At 63.0% G+C, this 20,936-nt stretch carries 15 protein-coding genes; 5 read left to right on the forward strand and 10 right to left on the reverse strand.

The features are described from left to right. Positions 1 to 273: 273 nt before the first annotated feature. From ASD44_RS16655 to ASD44_RS16665, 3 genes are all read left to right on the forward strand, one after another. The gene (locus ASD44_RS16655) at positions 274 to 1,173 is read left to right on the forward strand and encodes a glycosyltransferase family A protein (RefSeq protein WP_056114474.1); all 900 of its coding nucleotides are present in this window, start codon (positions 274 to 276) and stop codon (positions 1,171 to 1,173) included. Positions 1,174 to 1,240: 67 nt separating this feature from the next. Continuing rightward, on the forward strand, positions 1,241 to 2,770 hold the full coding sequence (locus tag ASD44_RS16660; protein ID WP_082542510.1) for an oligosaccharide flippase family protein: 1,530 nt from the start codon (positions 1,241 to 1,243) through the stop codon (positions 2,768 to 2,770). Continuing rightward, positions 2,767 to 4,548: an alpha/beta hydrolase gene (locus ASD44_RS16665; protein ID WP_056114476.1), complete on the forward strand. Its 1,782-nt coding sequence runs from the start codon at positions 2,767 to 2,769 to the stop codon at positions 4,546 to 4,548. The genes ASD44_RS16660 and ASD44_RS16665 overlap by 4 nt, the downstream gene beginning before the upstream one ends. A 38-nt stretch (positions 4,549 to 4,586) precedes the next feature. On the opposite strand, the gene ASD44_RS16670 is transcribed toward ASD44_RS16665, so the two are convergent. From ASD44_RS16670 to ASD44_RS16690, 5 genes are all read right to left on the reverse strand, one after another. Continuing rightward, on the reverse strand, positions 4,587 to 6,986 hold the full coding sequence (locus ASD44_RS16670; RefSeq protein WP_244478791.1) for a glycoside hydrolase family 2 protein: 2,400 nt from the start codon (positions 6,984 to 6,986) through the stop codon (positions 4,587 to 4,589). Between the two features lie 62 nt (positions 6,987 to 7,048). After that, positions 7,049 to 8,032, reverse strand: a complete 984-nt coding sequence (locus ASD44_RS16675) for a DUF1839 family protein (RefSeq protein ID WP_056114484.1) — start codon at positions 8,030 to 8,032, stop codon at positions 7,049 to 7,051. Continuing rightward, complete coding sequence (locus ASD44_RS16680; protein WP_056114487.1) at positions 8,020 to 8,934, reverse strand: amino acid--[acyl-carrier-protein] ligase; 915 nt, start codon at positions 8,932 to 8,934, stop codon at positions 8,020 to 8,022. The genes ASD44_RS16675 and ASD44_RS16680 overlap by 13 nt, the downstream gene beginning before the upstream one ends. 4 nt (positions 8,935 to 8,938) lie before the next feature. Further along, positions 8,939 to 10,111, reverse strand: a complete 1,173-nt coding sequence (locus ASD44_RS16685; protein ID WP_056114489.1) for an acyl-CoA dehydrogenase family protein — start codon at positions 10,109 to 10,111, stop codon at positions 8,939 to 8,941. Continuing rightward, positions 10,111 to 10,362 (reverse strand): acyl carrier protein, encoded by a 252-nt coding sequence (locus ASD44_RS16690; protein ID WP_056114493.1) that lies wholly within the window; start codon positions 10,360 to 10,362, stop codon positions 10,111 to 10,113. The genes ASD44_RS16685 and ASD44_RS16690 overlap by 1 nt, the downstream gene beginning before the upstream one ends. A gap of 353 nt (positions 10,363 to 10,715) precedes the next feature. Here ASD44_RS16690 and ASD44_RS16695 point away from each other — a divergent pair, with 353 nt between their 5' ends. Then, positions 10,716 to 11,921 carry a glycosyltransferase family 4 protein gene (locus ASD44_RS16695; RefSeq protein WP_056116407.1) on the forward strand — a complete coding sequence of 402 codons (1,206 nt, stop codon included), beginning with the start codon at positions 10,716 to 10,718 and terminating at the stop codon, positions 11,919 to 11,921. A 98-nt stretch (positions 11,922 to 12,019) separates the two neighbouring features. After that, positions 12,020 to 13,030, forward strand: coding sequence for a glycoside hydrolase family 5 protein (locus ASD44_RS16700; RefSeq protein WP_244478792.1), 1,011 nt, complete (start codon positions 12,020 to 12,022; stop codon positions 13,028 to 13,030). On the opposite strand, the gene ASD44_RS16705 is transcribed toward ASD44_RS16700, so the two are convergent. The 5 genes from ASD44_RS16705 to ilvD all read right to left on the reverse strand — a co-directional run bounded on the left by ASD44_RS16705 (position 13,027) and on the right by ilvD (position 20,667). Beyond that, the gene (locus tag ASD44_RS16705) at positions 13,027 to 14,355 is read right to left on the reverse strand and encodes a hypothetical protein (RefSeq protein WP_056206858.1); all 1,329 of its coding nucleotides are present in this window, start codon (positions 14,353 to 14,355) and stop codon (positions 13,027 to 13,029) included. The two genes, ASD44_RS16700 and ASD44_RS16705, sit on opposite strands and share 4 nt — an antisense overlap. 16 nt (positions 14,356 to 14,371) lie before the next feature. Next, on the reverse strand, positions 14,372 to 16,258 hold a 1,887-nt coding region (locus tag ASD44_RS16710), incomplete at its 5' end, for a GumC family protein (protein ID WP_210168690.1). A gap of 325 nt (positions 16,259 to 16,583) precedes the next feature. Next, positions 16,584 to 17,501 carry a DMT family transporter gene (locus ASD44_RS16715; protein ID WP_056114505.1) on the reverse strand — a complete coding sequence of 306 codons (918 nt, stop codon included), beginning with the start codon at positions 17,499 to 17,501 and terminating at the stop codon, positions 16,584 to 16,586. A 30-nt stretch (positions 17,502 to 17,531) separates the two neighbouring features. Beyond that, positions 17,532 to 18,821 carry an amidohydrolase family protein gene (locus ASD44_RS16720; RefSeq protein WP_056114507.1) on the reverse strand — a complete coding sequence of 430 codons (1,290 nt, stop codon included), beginning with the start codon at positions 18,819 to 18,821 and terminating at the stop codon, positions 17,532 to 17,534. 10 nt (positions 18,822 to 18,831) lie between these two features. Continuing rightward, complete coding sequence (gene ilvD / locus ASD44_RS16725; RefSeq protein WP_056114510.1) at positions 18,832 to 20,667, reverse strand: dihydroxy-acid dehydratase; 1,836 nt, start codon at positions 20,665 to 20,667, stop codon at positions 18,832 to 18,834. Positions 20,668 to 20,936 lie beyond the last annotated feature (269 nt).

Here is a 20,936-nt window from a genome sequence, read left to right on the forward strand (position 1 = left end):
CTACTTTTTGAAACTTTTCCAAATAAAAGCCGGCTATGTCAAGCCAAGTACAAAAAGGTTTGATCGAAATTGCAGCGCACAAAAAATAACAAGCGGCCGTGAGTAAAAGTTGATTTGCCTTGTCAACACACACCGCCCGCCCGAAATACTATATCGTCGGATCGACGCAACGGTTGCACGCGCTGCCTTCATCGCAAATTAAGGGCTGTGACGGATGGTGGCGCGGAGTGGGCGAGCGGACTTCCGGTCGCAGTTTTCCGGTAGCGGTTTTCCATGTTTCCCGAAGGATCTGAGATCGTTCTGTCGATGGTGGTCGCAACCCTTGGCCGTTCCGACGAATTGTCGCCGCTGCTGCAGTCTCTCTGCGGGCAAAGCCGGCGCGATTTCGAAGTCATCGTCGTCGATCAGAACCCGGACGATCGTCTCGTGCCGGTGCTCGCCTCCAAGGGAGCGGAGCTGAACATCGTTCATCTACGCACCGACAGGCACGGCGTCTGCCGGGCCCGTAACCTGGGGGCGGCGCACGCACGGGGAGAATGGCTGCTCTTTCCGGACGACGATTGCTGGTATCCGGACGATTTTCTCGGTCGTCTCGATGCAGTCAGGGCATCGCATCCGGCCGATTTCTATAGCGGCAGGGCCGCCGCCCCGGACGGTCGCGACATCATGGGTGCGTTCGAGTCCAGCGCCATGCCGATTACGCGGGCGAATGTATGGACGACACTGATCGAATGGATGCTGACGGTGCGCAAGGCAGCTTTCACCGAGGCGGGCGGGTTCGACGAGAATATCGGTCCCGGCGCTAAGACCCCGTGGGGCGCCTATGAGGTCCAGGACCTTGCGCTCAATCTGCTCGCTCATGGCCGTCGTGGCTACTACGATCCATCGTTGACGGGCCATCACCCCGAAGACCTGAGCGACCGCACGACGGCGACGAACATTGCCAAAATGCGCGTCTACAGCGGCGGTCTCGGCTACGTCATGCGCAGGCACGGATACGCCTTGCCGGCGTTTCTGCCCAGCCTGCTACGGCCGCTTGCCGGCGTCGCTGTCTATACGGCTTCAGGCAAGCCTGGAATGGCGCGAAGGTCGTGGCAGATATTCCTCGGCCGATGGACCGGCTGGCGCGATGCGCCGCGACCCCCGGAGCCTGAAAAGGCGAGGGTATCTTAAGACTCCGGCGCTAGAGTCCGCGCGGTGGCGCCATGGCACATGACGTGCTGTGCTTTCAGGACCTGTGATGACCAAAGGCATCATGTCGAATTCGATCGTCAATGCGGCGGCGGGAATGCTGCTGCTGGTGACCGGATTCTGCTGCTCGGTCATCGTTGCGCGGCTTCTGGGGCCGGAAGCAAACGGCACGATCGCCTTTGCATTGTGGATTGCCGCCACCGGTTCGCTGATTGCCGAACTCGGCACCGGCATTCTCCTGATGCGACTTCTGCCACAGCTCAAGACAGCCGGACTGGACCATGACCGCCGCCGCGCGTTCGCGGCCTATCTGGCCTACCCGGTCCTGGCAGCGACGCTTCTGCTGGCCGTCGTCTATGTCGGCATTTTCCAGGCGCCGCGGGTGGCCGAATGGATCAAATCGACCACGCATGTGGTGATCCTCACCGGTGTGCTGTTGTTGGCGCAGTCGCTGGGGTCGTTCGCCAAGAACTACCTGATCGGCGAACAGCGCCTCGGCACATTCTTCCGGCTCACGCTGATCGGCTCGATCCTGCAACTGGCTGTCGTCCTGGGCGGTGCTATGACATACGGGGTTCTCGGCGCGCTCTTAGGCTACGTCGTTGGGCAGGCGGTTCTGTTTGCATACACACTGAGAATCCTGACGACGCCTCCCCGGAGCGCCGGGCACGATGCCCGCCTTTTGGCCGGCACATCGGCGGTGCTTTTCATCGAATACCTCATCAGTGCGGTCTTCCTGACCCGGCCCGAGCTTTTCTTTCTCCAGCATTTTCGCGCCGTGGAGGAAGTCGGTTTCTATGCCGTGGCGTTGTCGCTCGCCAATCTGGCGCTGCAATTGCCGATCCAGCTCACCGGCAGCCTCATCCCCTTCTATTCGGAGAAGCGCGGCGCCGAAAATGGAACCGTGCCGGCCGAAACCTTCTCCGGCGTCATCCGCAGCTTCGCCTACATAACGCTTCCCATGTGCTTCGGTCTCGCGGCGATCGCCCAACCGCTGGTCGTCGCGGTCTACGGACCGCAATTCGCTCCGGCAGGCCTCGTCGTTGCCATACTGGCGCTCGGCTCGCCGGCCTATGTCTTCATTCAGCTCATGACGCAGTATCTTTATTCGATGGACCGCGTCGGCTACCGGCTCATGGTCAGCGGCATCGGCGCGCTCATCATGGTCGCCGGCTGCCTTCTCGCCGTGCCGCTGTGGGGCGGCGCCGGCGCCTCGGCGGTGCGCGGCCTGGTGTTCCTGGTCATGGGTCTGCTGTTGCTCCGCCACGTCCGCCTGACGGGAGGGCACGAAGCGTCCGGCGCTGTGGTGACAAAGATCGTGCTGGCGGCGCTGGCCTGCGGCGCTGTGGCGTTTTTCATGACCAAGGTGATGGCTGGCGTTGCCGGAATCGCCCTCGGCGTCGTTGCCGGCGCGATAGCCTATGCGGTGATGCTGCGGCTGCTGGCGGCGGTTCCACCGCAGGATGCCGCCGTGCTTGAACGCCTGCTGACCAGATTGCCGACCGGTGCCCGCAAAGTTCTCAGGCCTCTGGTCGGGCTCGTCGTACCGCTGAATTTGACGCGGCAGGCCGCCGAATGAGGGCCATTGGCGACCCTGGGCACGTTGCGGCTCAGTCCGAGCGGGAACCGGCAGCGGCAGCGCAGCCCGTCACCTTCGCGCGCACCGTCGGGCTCTACACGCCGGCGAAAGGCCGGCAGCTCTCCGCCTCGGTGCTGTTCCTCAGCCCGTGGGGGTTCGAGGAGATGTGCACGCGAAAGCTTTGGCGCATCCTCGCCGACCGGTTCACCGAAATCGGCGTCGCCAGTCTGCGCTTCGATTATCCCGGTACCGGCGACTCCCTCGATGCTGTCGATCACGGCACTGGTCTGCCGCTGTGGGAAGATTCGATCGTTGCCGCTGCCGCCGAATTGCGCCGATTGTCCGGCGCACACCGGATCGTCCTTGTCGGCCACGGCCTTGGCGCTGCGCTTGCCGGCATCGTCGCGCCGCGCCTGACCGACGTCGAGGCCATCGTCATGATGGCGCCCGTCGTTGAAGGCCGGTCCTATCTGCGCGAACTGGCAGCTTGGTCCAAAATGGTCGATGAGGGACTTGGTCTAAAGGCAGATCAGCGCATGACCGGCCATATCGCCATTGCCGGTCTCGTGATGCCTGATCAGGTCGCCGCAGAAGTCAAAAAGCTCGCGCTGAGCCGGCTTGAGGAGCCGCCGGCACCGCGAATATTGGTGGTCCAGCGTCCCAACCAACCACGGGACGCCGGCATCGCCGACCATTTCGAAGCGTGTGGCGCGGATGTCGGGCGTCTGCCTTATACCGGCTACGAGGACCTCGTTTCCAATCCAGCCATCGCCAGGCAGCCGGAGGCGCTTGTCGAGAAACTGGTGAACTGGCTGGGCCGGGGTGCCGAACCTTTCGAACCGACCACTTCGGTTCCGGGTCTACCGAAGGAGGTTGTCCTTCACGGCAAGGATTTCATCGAAACGCCGCTGCGTTTCGGCGAAGGCGACCGACTTTTCGGTATTCTCTGCCGCCCTCTGGGGCAACGGCGCGGCGCAACGGTGATCCAACTGGGCACCGCCTATGACCGCGCCGCCGGCTGGGGCCGCTCCAGCGTGGAAACGGCTCGATATCTTGCCTCGAACGGCGTCGCCAGCCTGCGCTTCGATGCCGCCAATGTCGGCGACAGCCCACCGGCGCCCGCGGCGCCGGAACAGGTGTTGTTCGCGGATAGCCAGGTAGCCGACGTGCGTGCGGCGCTCGACCTTGTGAAGGCGCATGAACTTGGATCGGCGATACTTGCTGGCCGCTGCAGTGGCGCCTATCTCGCCTTCCGGGGTGCCGTGGCCGATGCGCGGTGCAAGGCGGCACTGGTCGTCAACCCATACACCTATGTCTGGGACCACGAGGAAATCGTAGACGAAGCGCTACGCCAGACGGCGCGGTCTCTCGAGGACTATCGCAGCCGCGCCTTGCGGGCAGAGACGCTCAGGCGTCTGGCCGCCGGCGACATCGACCTCGCACGCGCCGTACTCAACATCAGCAAGCAGATCGGCCGCAGACTTTCAGCCAGATCGGTTCGGCTTGGTAGCCTCTCCCGGCAGGGGCGAATCCACGAGGCCATTCACGCCGACTTCCGCATCCTGTGCGACCGTGGCGTGCCGCTCACGATCCTCTACAGCGGCGGCGATGTCGGCCTGCATCGATACCGGCTGCATTTCGGCCGCGAGGGCGCCGGAATGAAACGCTATCCGAATGTCGCGGTCGAAATCGTGCCGGATGCGGACCACAACATGTCGCCATCCTTCGCCAGGGTGCTTGTCCGCGATCGGATATTGCAGATGGCCCTGAAGTTCTGAAGGCCGGAAACTGGCTATAATGCCCTGGCCGCGCTCGGCTAGAATTGCACCGTCGATTTCATGTTGATCGCGCGGACGTCGCCGAAAGGTTTGGCCTCGCTTGACCGGCGCGAGAGCCGCACCAGCCTTGGCTCGTCGGGAGCAAGGTTGAACCAGTTATCGCCGGCTGAAAAGCCTGGCGCATCTATCTGCACGCCCTGCGCCAGATGGCTGACCGACAGCGTTAGCAGCCAGCCTTCGGAATCCTCGCTCAGCTCGACCGAAACCTCGGTGTTGCCGAGCGGGGCGGCGCTGCCGAGCGGAAAATGGAACGCCTCGCTGATTACAGCGCCGGTCTGCGCGTCCTTCAGCCGAGCCACCGTGACGTCATGCGAGGGCGGCCCGAACCGGAACGCGTAATTCGTATCGAAGAAAGCACCGAAGATCTGCGTCGCGGGCAGGGTCATGTCCTGCCGCGCGGCAAGAGTAACAATGCTTTCGCCGCGGACCACCGGAACCGAGCCATCGCGCAGGCAGACGAGTTCGATACGCAATTCGCGTGCCGCCGCCGTCTCGTTCAATACGTGTACATCGACCCCATTGGTGCCTTCGTCGGAAAGCAATATCTGCACCGGCCGAAAAGCGCGGCGCAGGGCATGGAACGCCGGCTTTGGTGTGCCAGTCGCGTCGATGACGCCCCAGCCGGCGCCGGGCAGGAAATCCTGCAGGGACAGCACGAGCGCCCCATTGCAGCTGGATCCGGGCCTGCGCCATTCCGCGAACGTCGCTTCCATCACCTCCGCCGAGACTATACGCGACAGGTCGAGATAGAGCGTCGGGTTTTCGCGCCTCATACGGATGGGGTCATGTCCGTAGAGGTCGGCGAGATAGTGATCGCGGATATCTTCGAAGTCCCACGAAGCGCCACGGTCGCGGGGCACGCGCGCCTTCCAGCGCGGATCGTGCACCGCCGGGACCGGCAGATGCGTGTCCAGCGTCGATTGTTCCGGCACATTGGCAAAGGCGAGGCTCTCGGCGGCAAAGCGCACATTGGCCCGGCGCGCATCGTCGAGCGGCCGGCAATAGGCGCCGACGCCATAATAATGGGTCACTCCCGAATTCGGCGAGAACGGCATTGCCCCGCCGCACGGGCTGTTCGGCACGTAGGGCAGATCCGGCCTGATTTCGGTTGCAACTCTGGGGAGGATTTCGTCGGTCAGCGGGCCGGACAACGAAGCCTGGGGCAGCCCGAGCATAGCCGCCTGCTGCGCCATTTCGCTGCCGCCACACAGCACGGCAAGTGAGGGGGATGCGGACGTTCCCTGCAGAAACTGCCGCGCTTCCTGCTCGACCAGCGCCGCGAAGTCCGGATCTTCGGCGGGATAGTCGAAATTGGCGAACATGAAGTCCTGCCAGACCATGATGCCGAGCTCATCGCACAGCCGGAAAAAGTTCGGCGTCTCGTAGGTCATGGTGCCTGGAATGCGCAGCATGTTCATGCCGGAATCCGCGGCCAGACGCAGCCATGGTTCGTAGCCCTCCCGGGTACCCGGCAGGTTCGCCATGTCGGCGTTTGTCCACACCGCGCCGCGGCAGAAGACGCGCTCGCCATTGATGAGAATGGCGAAATCCTTGCCATCCGCGCCACGATCGATTTCGATGCGACGGAAGCCGGTGCGTCCTGCCGGATGCGCTCCGTCCGCGGTAACGATCGTCACATCCTGCAAGGCCGGACGTCCATGCGTGTGCGGCCACCATGCTTCGATGCTGGGCAGCAGAAGCGAGCCCGAAAAGCAGTCGCCGTCACGCACAAGCTCGGCTTCCCGATCAGCGCAGACGACTTTGACTGGTCCGCGCAATCCATGAGCGGAAAAACGTATATCGAGCCGGCCGTTGCCTGCCTCGTCGAGGCCTGCGCGCATGACGACGTCGCGCGGCGCGGGCGAGGCGTCCCGGAAGAGGCGGATCGGCCGAAAAGGACCGGCGGGATGGACTTCCGGGCACCAGCCCGGCATGTAGCCGATCAGCGACGTACGGGTAAGCCGCAACCCCTGCGGCGTAATCATCTGCGGCCGCCAGCGGGCGCGGCGGCCGCGCTGATCCAGATACGGCGCCAGCGCCCGGAAGCAGATGGCGAGACGATCCGTTCCGGTCAATATGACCGGAACGTCCAGAGCCACGAACATCGAGTTTGACGCGGCGACCAAACGGTCGTTCAGGAAGATTTCGGCGATGGTCGCCAATCCTTCGAACCGAAGCGTCGCTGCTCCTGGCGCTTCACCGGCGAGGTCGACCAAATACCACGCGTCTTGACCGTTCAAGGGTTGCGGCGCGGCGCGGTCGAACTTCCCCGCCCGCTCCAAGGCGCCAGCCACCGTGCCGGGCACCTGCGCGTCGATCAGTTTGGCGTTGTCGCACGCGCTTGGATCCGCCCAGGCTCCGGCGGGGGTTACAGCCATTCGCCAACCCCTGTCGAGCAGACGGTCGGTTTGCTCCAGAGGGGAGATGATCATGTCCATGCTCAGCCGATCCGCCCGGCCAGGATGCCGAACAGCCGGTCCCAGGCCTCTGCGGCAGGCTCGAGGATGCCCGCCAGCGGCTCGAATTTCCTGCGGGTGACGGCGCGGGCGAGCTGGAACTGAGCCGACTTGGCGACCTCGGAGACGCGCCGCGCTTCCGTGGCTGCCTCGCTCAGCGACCCATCCGGCGCGATCCAGTCCAAGTGACTTGCCGCCAGTTCGAAATTGGCGCCGAGCTGGCGCAGCGTGTTGAACGCGTATTGGTGGAAGAAGCCGAAAGGCCGTTCGGCGATTTCGGTGACCTGCTCGGGAAAAACCTGGGCGAATGCCGCGACGGGATTGGCCGCCGGCCGGCGGGCAAAGTGAACGCCAAGCAGCCGCAGCGCCTCGACGTGCAGATGATCTGGCGTGGGTGGCGCGGCGGGAAAACGCGCGAACTCCGTGTAGGGCAGGAAGGACGGTTCGTCCGGCGCGGCGTTGTGGTGGAACAGCCCGTCGAAATCGTCGTCCTCCAGCCGGAAGAACCCGCCATTGTGGAAGTAATCGAGACTACGGCCAGCTATATCGAGCCGGTTGACGGCGATCGTCGTCTTGCCGTGCTCGGTCCGGTAGGCGACGCCGCGCGTATCGGGCAGGAAATAGCTGTCCATCTCGACCAGGCAAAGCCGGCCGCGCTCGATCTGCACCGCAAGATGGGTCTCGACGCGGTCGTAAATGGCGAGTTCGGTGCATCTGATGCCGTAGAGCGATTCCAGATCGTCCAGCGGAACCTTGAAGAAAGTGAATTGGTCGCCCTCGAAATCCTGTGTCAGCGTAAAGCCGAGCATCGCCTCGGGCGGCGCGCCGAAGCTGTTCAGCACTTCGATCCACAGATCGACATAGCAATTGGTCTCCGGCCACATGCGCTCGGCATCGTGCAGCGCATGCGGACGGTAGCTCCCGGGGTCAAGCCCGGCGAAGACGGCCTTCTGGCTCAAGCCGAATATCCGAGCGCCTCGCGAACGGCGGTGGGCCAGTCGGCCACGCGCAGCCCGTGATGATGGAACAGCGCCAGCGCGATGCGCTCCAGCCCGAAGCCGACGCAGGCGGTATGCGCCACTTCGCCGTCGCTGGTCGTCAACTCCCAGGTCTTGCCGAAATGGTCCTGATGATAGTTGAAGCTCATGCAGGCGGTGGGCTTCGCCACCGAAGTGATCGGGATCAGCAGCTCGAACTTCAGATTCTGGTCGCGCTGGTTATTCTTCATCATCCGCCCGGCGCGACCGAAGAACGGGTCGTTGGCGACATCGATCTCCACCGGAAGCCCAACCTTCGCCATCAGCTTCTTGCCGCGCTCCATCCACTCGCCACGGAAGGCCACGACCTGCTCGGGCGTGCCCATACGGACGAATTCACGCATGCGGAAAAGCTGCATGCGGGCAGGATCGTTGGACGGCTCGTGACGGAAGCAGTAGGACTGCAAAGCGAATAGCCCGCCCTTGACCGGCAACGGACCGCGCTTGGCGACCGTCGGATAGAGCGGATAGCAGGCGGCCGGCGTCAACACGATGTCGGTCGCTTCCTGCCCTTTTGTCCAATCCTGTCCGGTTTCCAGGCATTGCAGCAGGTTCATGTGGTCGAGTTCGTTGCCGCAGAAGCTGTGCACCGTGCCGGCAAGCTGCGGGAAGCTCTTCAAATAGCCGCTGCCCTCGAAATGCGCCTTGTTCATGCCCGGCGGAAAGCTGATCGCTTCAGCAGCATCGCCGGTCGCGAAGGTCTCGATCAGCGCCTCGAAGCGCCGGATAACGTCCTCGAATTCGCCGCTGCGGCCGTAAAGGCCTTCGACGCCCATATCGATGAGGAGGCCTGACTCGAACAGCCTGTCGAGCAGTGAGGTCTGCATGTCCATTGGATTATCCTGTCAGGCTGGTGTCCTGCCTGTGCGCCAGCAACAGGTTGGACGTGTTGCCCAGTATGCGGTCGTTGGAGATCATCAGCTGCGCCGAATGCGCATCGCGCAGATGCCGTCCGAGGCTGAAGGGCGTGCCGTTCTTGTAGCCGAGGATGCCGCAGATCAGCATGGCGTGATTGATGATGGTGAGGATTGTCTCGGAAGCGCCGACCTTCACATTGTTCATCGCCACCGCGAAGCTCATCGACGACAGCCGGTCCGGATCGGACTTGGCCGTTTCGTATTCGCGCAACCCGGCAATCACGTTCGATTTGACCAGCTGAAGCAGGTTCGACGCCTCGGCCAGCCGCAGCGCGCCGGGCGGCGTGACGCCGGGGCTCTTGCGGGCCGCCGCGCGCACAAAGTTCTGCGCCCGCACCACCGCATTGACGGCGATGCCGTACCACACCGCGCTCCATAGCAGATGCGAGGTCGCCAGCATCGATTGGGCCGCGATTTCGGCGAAAGGCTTGGGCAGGATTTGCTCGGCCGGCGCCTCGCCCTTGAACAGATAGCCGTCGGAGCAGGTGCCGCGCATGCCGAGCGTATCCCAGATCTGGGTGCGTTCGAGCGAATACTGGTCTCTGGTGAAGGCTGTCATCACCTGGTCGGTCGACGCAGCTTCGGCGTTGGCGCGTGAGGTGATCAGGATCGCGTCGGCATATGCGCCATAAGATATGACGGTCGCGTCCTTTTCCAACGTGCAGCGGTCTCCGTTGACCGAAATGGCGCAGATGCTGTTGCGCAGATTGCCGCCGATGCCGCCTTCTGTGGTTGCCGAGGCGAGAAGCAGCTGTTCGTCGCAGATGCGCCGCATGAAGGCGCGATGCCAGGCGCTGTCGGCGCCATGCGTGACGAGGCTCGATAGTTTGATGTGGTGCATGGCGAACATCATCGCCGCCGCCGAACAGGACTGGCCGAGCAGCGAGCAGATTTCCGCGACCTGCGACAGGCTGGCGTCCTCGCCGCCCAGATTGCTGGCGACCTGGATCGACAACAGCCGCTCCAGCTTCATCGCATCCGCCGCTTCCTGCGGAAAGCGCGCCTGGGCGTCGACATCGTCCGCATGAGCGGCCGCGATTGCCGCGACACGCCCGGCGCGTTCGGCCAGGCTGGCGTTGACGGAGATGGTCATCAGGCTGCCGCCGCGCTGCCGGTAATGCTTTCCACGGCGAGCGCAATCGAGTCGATGCTCTGGAATGACCTGCGGTTGAGCAGGGCGTCGGGAAATTCGATGTCGAAGGCTTCTTCGATAGCCAGCATGATCTGCACCGAGGCGAAGGAGGAAAGGCCGGCCTTATAGAGGTCGGAATCGTCTCTCAGTTCGCCGGCCGCCATGGACAGGCCGCCATGCCTGGCCAGCAATTCACGTATCCTCTGTTTCATCGATGCCCCAACCTCTTCAAGGATCGTCTTGCATGGCCCTCAGGCTTGCAGTCGGGACCATACGGCAAGGTTGATAAGATGGGCTAAAGGGGAATGGATAAGGGTCGTTGAAACAAATCGCTAAATTGCTTTGGGTTTGTAGTTTTACCGGGCTTGTATGCCGGCTCGGGGCCGGAAATTTGCCGAATGGATTGAAGTTCGGTTTACCAAACGGTGTAAAACAATTCTGCCCGCTGCTGTGCGGAAGCTATCTTAACCCCACCTTAAGGATGCGGCGCGCGTCGGTGATGGCGAGCCCGCAGCAGTCCTCTGCCGCCTGGGCGGGAGCATGGCCGATTGCACGGACCGAAAAGATGAACCCGAGGCCTTCATTCAAGTCGGAATTCGCCGATAGCCGCCGGCCGCTCGCCGTGCAGGTGGTGCGCCAGTACGCGCCCAATCGCGGCGGTCTGGAAGACGTGGTGGGTAATCTTTCTGCCGAGCTGCGCAAGCGCGGCTACCGCGTACGAGTGGTGACGCTCGACCGGCAATTCACCGCGCTCGACAAGAAATTGCCGGAACGGGAAATGCTGAAGGGTGTCGAGGTGGTGCGCATACCGTTCCGGGGCTCCACCCGCTACCCGCTGGCGCCGGCGGTTTTCCGCCATCTCGCCGATGCCGACATCGTCCATGTCCACGCCATCGATTTCTTCTTCGATGCTTTGTCATGGGGCCGCTTCCTTCACCGCAAGCCGCTCGTCGCCACCACGCATGGCGGTTTCTTCCACACAAGGAAATTCGGCGCGGTCAAGAAAATCTGGTTCCAGACCGTGACGCGCCTGTCAGCCCTGGGCTATCGCTATCTGGTCGGCTGCAGCGCCCAGGACACCCGCGCCTTCCAGGCGATCGCCGGCGAGCGGGTGGTGCAGATAGACAATGGCGTCAACATCGACAAATTCGCCGGCGCCGCATCGGCCTTTCCCGTTCGGCGCATGGTCACGCTCGGCCGGTTCTCGGCCAACAAGCGTCTCGACAATCTGCTCGATACGATGCAGCGGCTCGTCCGGCTCCAGCCAGACTGGCGGCTGGATATTGTCGGCATTCCCGGCGACGTCACCGAGGCCGATTTGCGGCGGATGATCGGAGAGCGTGGCCTGACCGGCAAGGTGGAATGTCATATCGGTCTGCCGGACAGCGCCATCCGCGCGCTTCTCGGCCACTGTTCCTTATTCGCCTCCGCTTCCGAGTATGAAGGATTCGGTCTTGTCGCTGTTGAAGCCATGAGCGCGGGGCTGATGCCTCTGCTCCACCCCAACACCGCTTACAGCGATCTCGCTTCCAGGCATAAAGAGGTCCGGCTCTGCGATTTCGGTGCGCCTGAAAAAGCGGCGGCTTCCATAGAAGCGGCGTTCGCCGAACTGTTCACCGGCGCCAATGCCTATCGCCTGGCCGCGATGCAGGCGGCAGCCGCCTACTCATGGGAGCGCGTCGCAGACCGATACGCCGAACTATACGGACACGTCCTGAAATCCGAGCCAGCGTCCGAGGAGCAGTTGACGCTCCGGCACAAGCGCATCTGAGATCGGTCTTGCAAAAAAGCCCACAGATCGGTTCGGCAGGCGTGCCACGCACGGGCGATCGGTCGCGCCGCCATTTACTGCGGCTGTCGGCAACGATTGTGGCCCTTGCCGTTACGTTCGATGCATCGGCGAGTTGCCTGCGCGGCATAAACCTTTCGGGGGCCGAATTCGGCGAGCCTCCGGGCGTCTACACCAAGGATTATATCTACCCCAGCGACCGCACGATCGAGTATTTCACCGCCAAGGGCTTCAATTCCGTGCGGCTGCCGTTTCTGTGGGAGCGGTTGCAGCCGGAGCTGATGAAGGATTTCGACGGCGCGGAGAAAGACCGACTCGCCTCTGCCGTGGCCGAGCTGAAGACCGCCGGCATGACCGTCATTCTCGATCCCCATAACTATGCTCGCTATCGTGGTCAGGTGATCGGCTCCGACGCGGTTCCGGAAGCGGCCTTTGGTGATTTCTGGAAGCGGCTGGCGGCCCAGTACAAGAACGACAAGTCGGTCCTGTTCGGTCTGATGAACGAGCCGCACGACATGCCGGCGAGGCAATGGTTGTCGGCTGCCAATGCGGCGATAGCCGGGATACGCGAAGCCGGCGCGGACAATCTGGTCCTGGTTCCCGGAACGAACTGGACCGGCGCGCACAGCTGGGAGAGCGGTTCGCTGGAGGAGGCGAACGCGACCGTCATGCTCGGCGTCAAGGATCCTGGCGAAAACTACGCCTACGAGGTCCATCAGTATATGGACGGCAACTTCTCGGGGACCAGCCCGACCTGCGAACGTGCCGGCGATGCGGTGGCCGCGCTGAAAAGCGTGGGTGCATGGTTGGAGAAGAACGGCAAACGTGGCTTTCTCGGCGAGTTCGCCGGCGCTGCCAACACCGAGTGCATGACCGGGATCGCCAACATGGCGGGCGTCGTCAATGCCGACCCGCAGCACTGGGTCGGCTGGACGTACTGGGTCGCGGGCGACTGGTGGCCGGCCACCGAGCCGATGAACATCCAGCCCTCGGAAGACGGTGACAGGCTGCAATTGAAGGCGCTGGAACTAGGCGGCGGCGTGCCCGCGCCATCGGGGGCATGTCCGGCACTGGAAAAGCAGCCGGGCTAGCGCGCCATCGACATTGATTGTGGGCGCGAAGCGCGATGCCGGGCTGCCGAAAGCCTGTCTTCGGCGGTTCGGCTTGTGTTGCGCCGATACGCGTCGGAGCAACCAAGCAGGAACCACAGCAGCGCCGCCGTCTTGATCGAATAGAACGAGTCGCTGATCAGCATCAGGAGCAGCAGATAGACGATCGCCATGGAGTGAAAGCGCCAGGCCCGCGCTTCCGCCAGCGGCGCGTTGACGAACAGCACCCACAGGGCGACGAACCCGCCAATGCCGAAGGCGGTCAGAGAATAGGCGATGCCGGAATCGGCGGTGAACTGGTCGGTGGTTTCGGTGCCCAGCACGACGCCGGCCGAAAGCTTGGTCAGAATGCTGGCGGTCACGGCGAAGCGACCGGAAATATCGTTCGGCCCGCCGCCGGTCACCGAGGTGATGCCATAGATCGCCAACACCGCGAGCAGGATGAAGGGCAGCACGCTCCAGAAGATGCGAGGAATGTAGTTGTAGAACGGGTAGAGCACGGTGATGAGTACGCAGGTGTAGAGGCCGAAGCGGGCGTCAGCCAGCGCGACCACCACGAAGGCGAGGGCGAACACCCACCAGCGCCCGGCAAATTCCCGTCCGCGGTAGAGCGCCCACGAATAGATGATGACGGCGAAGTTGCCCATCGAGACCGGCTCGAGGAACACCGACGAAACCCGGTGCTGGCCGAGGAAGGGCAGGATGGTGCGCGCCTCGGGCCGCACGCCGGAAATGAACAGCCCCTTGGTCTGGCCGTAGAGCTGGTCGACCGTCACCGTGCCGCGTGCCAGATAGTAGCCGATGACGTTGAAATAGGAGATGAAGGTATCGACCGCGAGATATTCGAACAGGCCGATACCGACGACGATCAGCGCGCTGATGACGACAAGCTTGTCGCCGAGCTTTGGATCGCGGATGCGCGTGCCGACAAAGTAGAACGCGATCGGGATCAGGATGTCGCGCACGGATTTCAGGTTGAACTGGCCGCCGCGCAGTGCGAACAAAAAGATCATGTAGCTGACGAAGACGGCGACCAGCAGGTAGAGCGCCGAGCGCCGCGTCATCGCCAGCAGGAACACCGAGCCGACGATCGCCATCTCCGACAGGATGACATAGTTGTCGTTGATGCCCGTGATGCGCGTGTTGACGAAGCACAGCAGGAAGTTGAACACCAGCGCGCCGACGATCAGCAGGGCCGTCAGCAAACGCACGGCCTGAGGCGCGGCCGGGCTCTCGGCATTGGAGAACGATGCCGCAGGAGCGCTGAACGCCGATAAGGTCGTCGCTTGGGCCCAGTCCCGGCTCATGATTGCCGCCGGTTGGTCATGCCGCCTTCCGGGCGGCGACGAGCGTACCGACCAGCTTTTCGCGCCATGGCTCGATTTCGGCCATCAGCATGTTCAGGGTCGTAGGGTCCGCCTTGCCTTGCGAAAGGATGAGGATGCTGTCGGCATATTTCAAAACGATCGGCAGGATTTCCTCGGCCTCGGTTCCCCATGCATCGACGACGAGGAAGGGCTGATTGTTTTGCGGGGCCGCCTCCGGGACGAGCGCCAGCAGTGTCTTTGCCGGACGCGGCTTTTCGCCCAGCCGCGTAAACTCCAGCAGTTCCGTCAATGGATTGAGACCGTAGCGCGTCAGCGGAGCGACCTTGTCGAGGAAGCCGACCGGTTGACGGCCGGTCAGGGACTGGATCGTCTCGAGCCGCAATGTGCCGTCGCTGAAAAACACGTCTTCCCCGGCGCGGTGCAGCGAGCTGGCGATGTCGGCGGCGGCAAGGTAGCCGGCATAGCCTGGTGTCGCGTTCAGCACGGCCACCGCGGTCGCAGAACCGGCTTCGCGGCGGGAGCGCAACAGTTCCATCGTGCGACCGAGGCTGAGTTCGAGCGGTAGGTCGGCCAGCTTTCCTGTTTCAGATGCGCGGCTGCGTTTTAGCTTGAACATCTGCCGGACATTGTGCGCGAAGCCGGCGCTATCCCGCGCTGCGGGAGCTTCGGCAGGGCGTTGTGCCGGCGTTTGCACGACAGTCGCGGCCGGAGCGCCGCCGGATAGCAGGTCCCGCGCCACGGCGACCACGCTGCCCAGCGCAAGGCCGAACAGCAACGACGCGGCAAGGACGAGCGCCTTGGGCGCCTGCACCGGGGTGGAGGACGGGACCGCTGCCGATATGACGCGCGAATTGCTGCTGTTGATATCCTGTTGCCGGCCAAGCTGCTCGGCGCGGGTCAGGAAGGACTGGTAGACCGTGTTGATCGAGGCGGCTTCGCTTTCAAGCTGTGCCAACCTGATCTTGGCCTTGCCCTTGTCGCTGTTGCTTTCGCTTGTTTCGTCGAAACGGTTCTGCAGTGCGGCCACGTTGGCCTTTGCCCGTTCGTAATTGTTGGCTGCGGATTTGCGGATGCGGCCAAGCTCTTTTTCGATTGTCGTGCGCATGCTCGCCACCTGGGAGCGGATGGCGCGCATCTGCGGATGCCCTTCGCCGAGCGTGGTGGAAAGTTGCGCCTGCTGGTCGAGCAATTGCGCGTAGCGTGCGCGCAGACTGGTCAGCCCGGTCGACTGAAGGGCCTCGGCGATGGCGCCAGTCTCCACATCCGAAAGATTGAGCTGGTTCGCCTGTTCGGAGATCGTCTTCTGCTGGTCGGCCACCTGTTTTGCCGCCAGCAACTGCTGGCTCAGTCCTGCCAATTGCTGGTCGCCGACGAGACCTTGCTGGCCGGTGCTGACAAGGCCGTTCTCGGCGCGGAATCGTTCGGCTTCGGCCAGCGCCGCGATCAATCTCTTGCGCAGCTCTTCCGTCTGCACTTGCAGCGCCATGCTGGCCTTGGTGTCGGCGTCGGATTTGGACGTGCTGGATGTGTCAATGTAAAGCTCGGCGATGGTGTTGGCTATTTTCGCCGCCGCGTCGCTGTCACGGTGTTTGACAGTGACCGAAAAGACCAGTGAATCGTCGGCCCGGGCGATGGTCAGGTTTTTGAGCAGCGCATCGACGACGGCATCCGTCCGGTCACCCTCCGCCTGGGGAGCGCGGCCGAAGATCATCTGGCGCAGGCCGCCGCCGCCAGCCAGATAGCTGTCCTTCGTCAGGTCGAGCTTCTTGACCACCTCGCGCAGCAGATCGCGTGATTGCAGGACGTAGATCTGGCTGCCCACAGTCTGTGCGCTGGCCTGCTGGCCGATGCCGGCGTTGCTTTCTGCCCCGATGACGGGGGGNAGGAATGCGAACGCCAGCGCCACGCACAACAGCGTGGTGAGAATCACATAGCCGGCCCGGCGTTTGAGAATCCCGGGCAATTGAAAAATGTCTATGTTCATCGGACGCCGGAAAACCAACAGTGGCCATCCGTTGGGGCTGGCCGGGCGGCGCGAACAGCAGCCGTTGCTTTCATCTCGAATGGAATAGGCTGGCGGCGTTCGCGTCGCCCCAAATCTTTCAACTTATGATTAATAAACTCATAATTCCGCGTCCCGATCTGCGTTTACGGACACGAAGCAAGCTGCTTTGCAGCGGCAAAAGGGCAAGTGGGGGCGAAAAGCCTTAGTTGATGCTGTTCGGCACGTCTGCCGGCCCATCGTCGACCACCTTTTGTCGGTGGAAGATGAACAGCCCGGCGAGCACGATCACCGCCGCTCCGACCAGCACGCGCGGCTCGGGGAATTGCGAGAACAGGAGCAGCCCCAGTATCACCGCCCACAACAGCAGGCTGTAGTGGAGCGGCGCCAGCACCGAAGCTGGGGCAAGCTTCGCCGCGCGCGTGATCAGCAGATGCGCCACGCAGGAAACGACGCCGAGCAACAGCATCATGCCGGTTTCCGGCAGGGTCGGCGTTTTCCAGGCGAAAGGCACGAGGGCGGCGCCGACAAGCAGCGCGCCGATGGTCTGCCAGGTCACCAATGTGGTGTCGCTGGTGTTGCGCAGCCGACGGTTCAGAACCGTCGAGATGGCGAAGGCGATGCTTCCGGCGAGCGCCAGCATCGACGCGGGCGAGAAGGCGGCCGCTGACGGCTTGAGAATGATGATGACGCCGATGAAGCCGATATAGATCGCGGCCTGCCGCCGCCAGCCGACTTTTTCCCCGAGGAAGAAATGCGAAAGCGCCGTCACATAGATGGGGCCGGCCATATAGAAGCTCATGGCGTCGGCTAGCGGCAGATAGACCACCGCCGCATAGAAGAGGCCGGTGTCCAGAGTCGCCATGACGACCCGCAGCAGCTGCAGCCAGGGCTTTTCGACGTGGAAAAGCTTGGCAGCGCTCTGACGGACAAGCATCGGGCCGAGGATGAAGAACGCGCCGGCGGAGCGGATCAACAGCACCTGCCCGACGGAAAAACTGACCACCATGATCTTGCCCATAGCGTCGTTGAGCGAGAACATCATGTCACCCAGCAGCATCAGTGCGATGCCGGCCAGAAGCGTGTTTGTCGTGAACAGGTTGGAGAGTCGGGCAAAAGCCATGTCGGTCGGATACCCGCTAAGACGCGATTGTCAGGTAGTGCCGCCGGCGTCGTGCCGGCGGTTGACGCTGCCGGGCCGCCCGGCGATGGAAAGACTTGTATCGCGTTTTGGCCGTGTGGCGACAATTTTGCCGCGGGAAATGACGCATAGGCGCTCGGCCCGCAGCCGCACGGCTTCCACTGGATTTTCCGCATCCAGCACGACGAGGCTGGCCCGCTTGCCGACTTCGAGCCCCAGATGATCGAGCCCCATGATGGCGGCGTTGACGTTCGTCACCATGTCGAAGCAGCGCGCCATCTCCGCCGGGCTCGACATTTGCGCCACGTGCAGGCCCATGAAGGCGACGTCGAGCATGTCGGCTGTGCCGAGCGAATACCAAGGGTCGAGCACGCAGTCCTGGCCCCAGCCGACACGGATGCCCAGCGCCTGCATCTCCTTCACGCGGGTGAGGCCACGCCGTTTGGGAAACGTGTCGTGCCGCCCCTGCAACATGATGTTGATGAGCGGATTGGGAATGGCCGAAACCTGCGCTTCCGCCATCAGCGGCAGCAGCTTCGAAACATAGTAGTTGTCCATCGAATGCATGGAAGTCAGATGCGACCCCGCCGTCCGGCCTTGCAGGCCGAGGCGCTGGGTCTCGTAAGCCAGTTGCTCGATATGGCGCGACAGCGGATCGTCGGTCTCGTCGCAATGCATGTCGACCATCAGCCCGCGTTTCGCGGCGATCTCGCACAATTCTGTCACCGAGCGCGTGCCATCAGCCATCGTGCGCTCGAAATGCGGGATGCCGCCGACCACATCGACGCCCATGTCGAGCGCCCGCAAGGTGTTTTCCCGAGCTGTCGGCGAGCGGTAGAACCCATCCTGCGGGAAGGCCACCAGTTGCAGGTCGATATAAGGTGCGATCTGCTTTTTGACGTCGAGAAGCGCTTCAACGGCAAGAAGCCGGTCGTCACACACGTCGACATGCGTGCGGATTGCGAGCAGGCCCATCGAAACCGCCCAGTCGCAATAACGCAGCGCGCGATCGCTGACGGCCTCATGCGTGAGCAGCGGCTTCAGTTCGCCCCAAAGCGAGATGCCTTCCAGCAGCGTGCCCGACGCGTTGATGCGCGGGATGCCGTAGGACAGCGTGGCGTCCATGTGGAAATGCGGGTCGACGAAAGGCGCCGAGACAAGGTCGCCAGAGGCGTCGACGACCGTACCGGCTTCGGCCTCGAGCTGCGGCTCGATGGCCGTTATGGTCTCGCCTTCGATCCCGATGTCCGCCGTTCTGCCGTCAGGCAAGACACCGCCACGAACGATGAGGTCGAATGCCATGCGATCCCGCTCAGTCCGGCACTTTGCGCACGGCGCCCTTGTCGGCGCTGGTGGCGAAGGCCGCGTAGGCGCGCAGGGCCTGGGTGACATTGCGCTTGCGCTTTTCCACCGGCTTCCAGCCTGCCTTGTCCTGCGCTGCACGCCGTTGCGCTAGTTCGGATTCGGACACGGCGAGGTTGATGGTGCGGTTCGGGATGTCGATCTCGATGATGTCGCCGTTGCGCACCAGCCCGATCAGCCCGCCTTCCGCAGCTTCCGGCGAGACGTGACCGATCGAAAGGCCGGACGTGCCGCCCGAGAAACGACCATCGGTCAGGAGGGCGCAGGATTTGCCAAGCCCCTTCGACTTCAGATAGCTGGTCGGATAGAGCATTTCCTGCATGCCGGGACCGCCGCGCGGACCCTCGTAACGGATGACGACGACATCGCCCGCCTTGACCTCGTTGCCGAGGATGCCCTTGACCGCCGCGTCCTGGCTCTCGAACACCACGGCGGGACCGGAAAATTTCAGGATGGATTCGTCCACCCCGGCCGTTTTCACCACGCAGCCGTCCAGCGCCACATTGCCCTTCAGCACAGCAAGTCCGCCATCCTTCGAGAAAGGATGCTCGGCGCTGCGAATGGCGCCCTTTTCACGATCCATATCCAATTCTTCCCAGCGCCGGCTCTGGCTGAAGGCCGTCTGGGTGCGCACCCCGCCTGGAGCGGCCTTGAAGAATTCATGTACGTTCTGGCTTTTCGTGCGGGTGATGTCCCAGTGGTCGATAGCCTGGCCGAGTGTTGGCATATGCACGGTTGGCAGGTCGCGGTTGATCAGGCCCGCTTTGTCGAGTTCGCCGAGGATCGACATGATGCCTCCTGCGCGATGGACATCTTCCATATGCACGTCGTTCTTGGCTGGCGCCACCTTGCAAAGCACAGGCACCCGGCGCGACAGGGCGTCGATGTCTTCCATGGTGAAGTCGATCTCGCCCTCATGCGCGGCGGCAAGGATATGCAGCACCGTGTTGGTAGATCCACCCATGGCGATGTCGAGAGACATGGCGTTTTCGAAGGCTTTCTTGGAGGCGATGTTGCGGGGCAGGGCGTTGGCGTCGTCCTGCTGATACCAACGCTGCGCCAGGTCGACGACCACATGCCCGGCCTCGACGAACAGGCGTTCGCGGTCGGCATGTGTAGCCAGCGTCGAACCGTTGCCAGGCAGGGAGAGGCCCAGCGCCTCGGTCAGGCAGTTCATCGAGTTGGCGGTGAACATGCCGGAGCACGAACCGCATGTCGGGCAGGCGTTGCGCTCGATTTCCGTGACGTCCTCGTCGGAAACGCTATCGTCAGCGGCCGCCACCATGGCGTCGACGAGATCCATGGCGCGCGTCTTTCCGCCGAGCACGACCTTGCCGGCCTCCATGGGACCGCCCGAGACGAAGACGGACGGGATGTTGAGCCGCATCGAGGCCAGCAGCATGCCGGGAGTGATCTTGTCGCAGTTGGAGATGCAGACCATGGCGTCGGCGCAATGCGCATTGACCATGTATTCGATGGAGTCCGCGATGAGCTCGCGCGAAGGCAGCGAATAAAGCATGCCGTCATGGCCCATGGCGATACCGTCGTCGACGGCGATCGTGTTGAATTCTTTGGCGACGCCACCGGCTTTTTCGATTTCCCGCGCTACAAGCTGACCAAGGTCCTTCAGATGCACGTGGCCGGGTACGAACTGGGTAAAGGAATTGACCACGGCGATGATCGGCTTGCCGAAATCGGAATCCTTCATGCCTGTGGCGCGCCACAGGCCGCGCGCGCCGGCCATGTTGCGGCCATGGGTGGTCGTACGTGAACGATAGGGAGGCATTAGCTTGTCCTAGCTGGGGTCAACACGCCTTGCGTGGAACCAGAAAACGAGGCCTTATATACGCGACAGTGCGGCCTTGCCACGGTTTAATTTCACTATCCGTTTTAACGGAATCGACGATTTGCCCTGTGGCCAGTGCGACTGACGTGAAATCGCCCAGTCCGAACAGCCGGCCCGAAAAAAACCGGGACATGCATATGTCGTTCGTCCCTGGCACAACGGCGGCATCTCGCGCTTGTTCCATCGAGTGTCGCCGCAACCGCTTCGGA

Origin of the sequence: Mesorhizobium sp. Root554 (assembly GCF_001427025.1) — a bacterium.
Taxonomy (GTDB): Bacteria; Pseudomonadota; Alphaproteobacteria; order Rhizobiales; family Rhizobiaceae; genus Mesorhizobium.

Excerpts from the sequence above, each read along its gene's own strand:
- ASD44_RS16660 (WP_082542510.1), top strand. The coding sequence starts at position 1,241 with ATGACCAAAGGCATCATGTCGAATTCGATCGTCAATGCGGCGGCGGGA.
- ASD44_RS16655 (WP_056114474.1), top strand. The coding sequence starts at position 274 with ATGTTTCCCGAAGGATCTGAGATCGTTCTGTCGATGGTGGTCGCAACC.
- ASD44_RS16665 (WP_056114476.1), top strand. The coding sequence starts at position 2,767 with ATGAGGGCCATTGGCGACCCTGGGCACGTTGCGGCTCAGTCCGAGCGG.
- ilvD (WP_056114510.1), bottom strand. The coding sequence starts at position 20,667 with ATGCCTCCCTATCGTTCACGTACGACCACCCATGGCCGCAACATGGCC.
- ASD44_RS16705 (WP_056206858.1), bottom strand. The coding sequence starts at position 14,355 with ATGAGCCGGGACTGGGCCCAAGCGACGACCTTATCGGCGTTCAGCGCT.
- ASD44_RS16685 (WP_056114489.1), bottom strand. The coding sequence starts at position 10,111 with ATGACCATCTCCGTCAACGCCAGCCTGGCCGAACGCGCCGGGCGTGTC.
- ASD44_RS16680 (WP_056114487.1), bottom strand. The coding sequence starts at position 8,934 with ATGGACATGCAGACCTCACTGCTCGACAGGCTGTTCGAGTCAGGCCTC.
- ASD44_RS16720 (WP_056114507.1), bottom strand. The coding sequence starts at position 18,821 with ATGGCATTCGACCTCATCGTTCGTGGCGGTGTCTTGCCTGACGGCAGA.
- ASD44_RS16695 (WP_056116407.1), top strand. The coding sequence starts at position 10,716 with ATGAACCCGAGGCCTTCATTCAAGTCGGAATTCGCCGATAGCCGCCGG.
- ASD44_RS16715 (WP_056114505.1), bottom strand. The coding sequence starts at position 17,501 with ATGGCTTTTGCCCGACTCTCCAACCTGTTCACGACAAACACGCTTCTG.
- ASD44_RS16670 (WP_244478791.1), bottom strand. The coding sequence starts at position 6,986 with ATGGCTGTAACCCCCGCCGGAGCCTGGGCGGATCCAAGCGCGTGCGAC.
- ASD44_RS16690 (WP_056114493.1), bottom strand. The coding sequence starts at position 10,362 with ATGAAACAGAGGATACGTGAATTGCTGGCCAGGCATGGCGGCCTGTCC.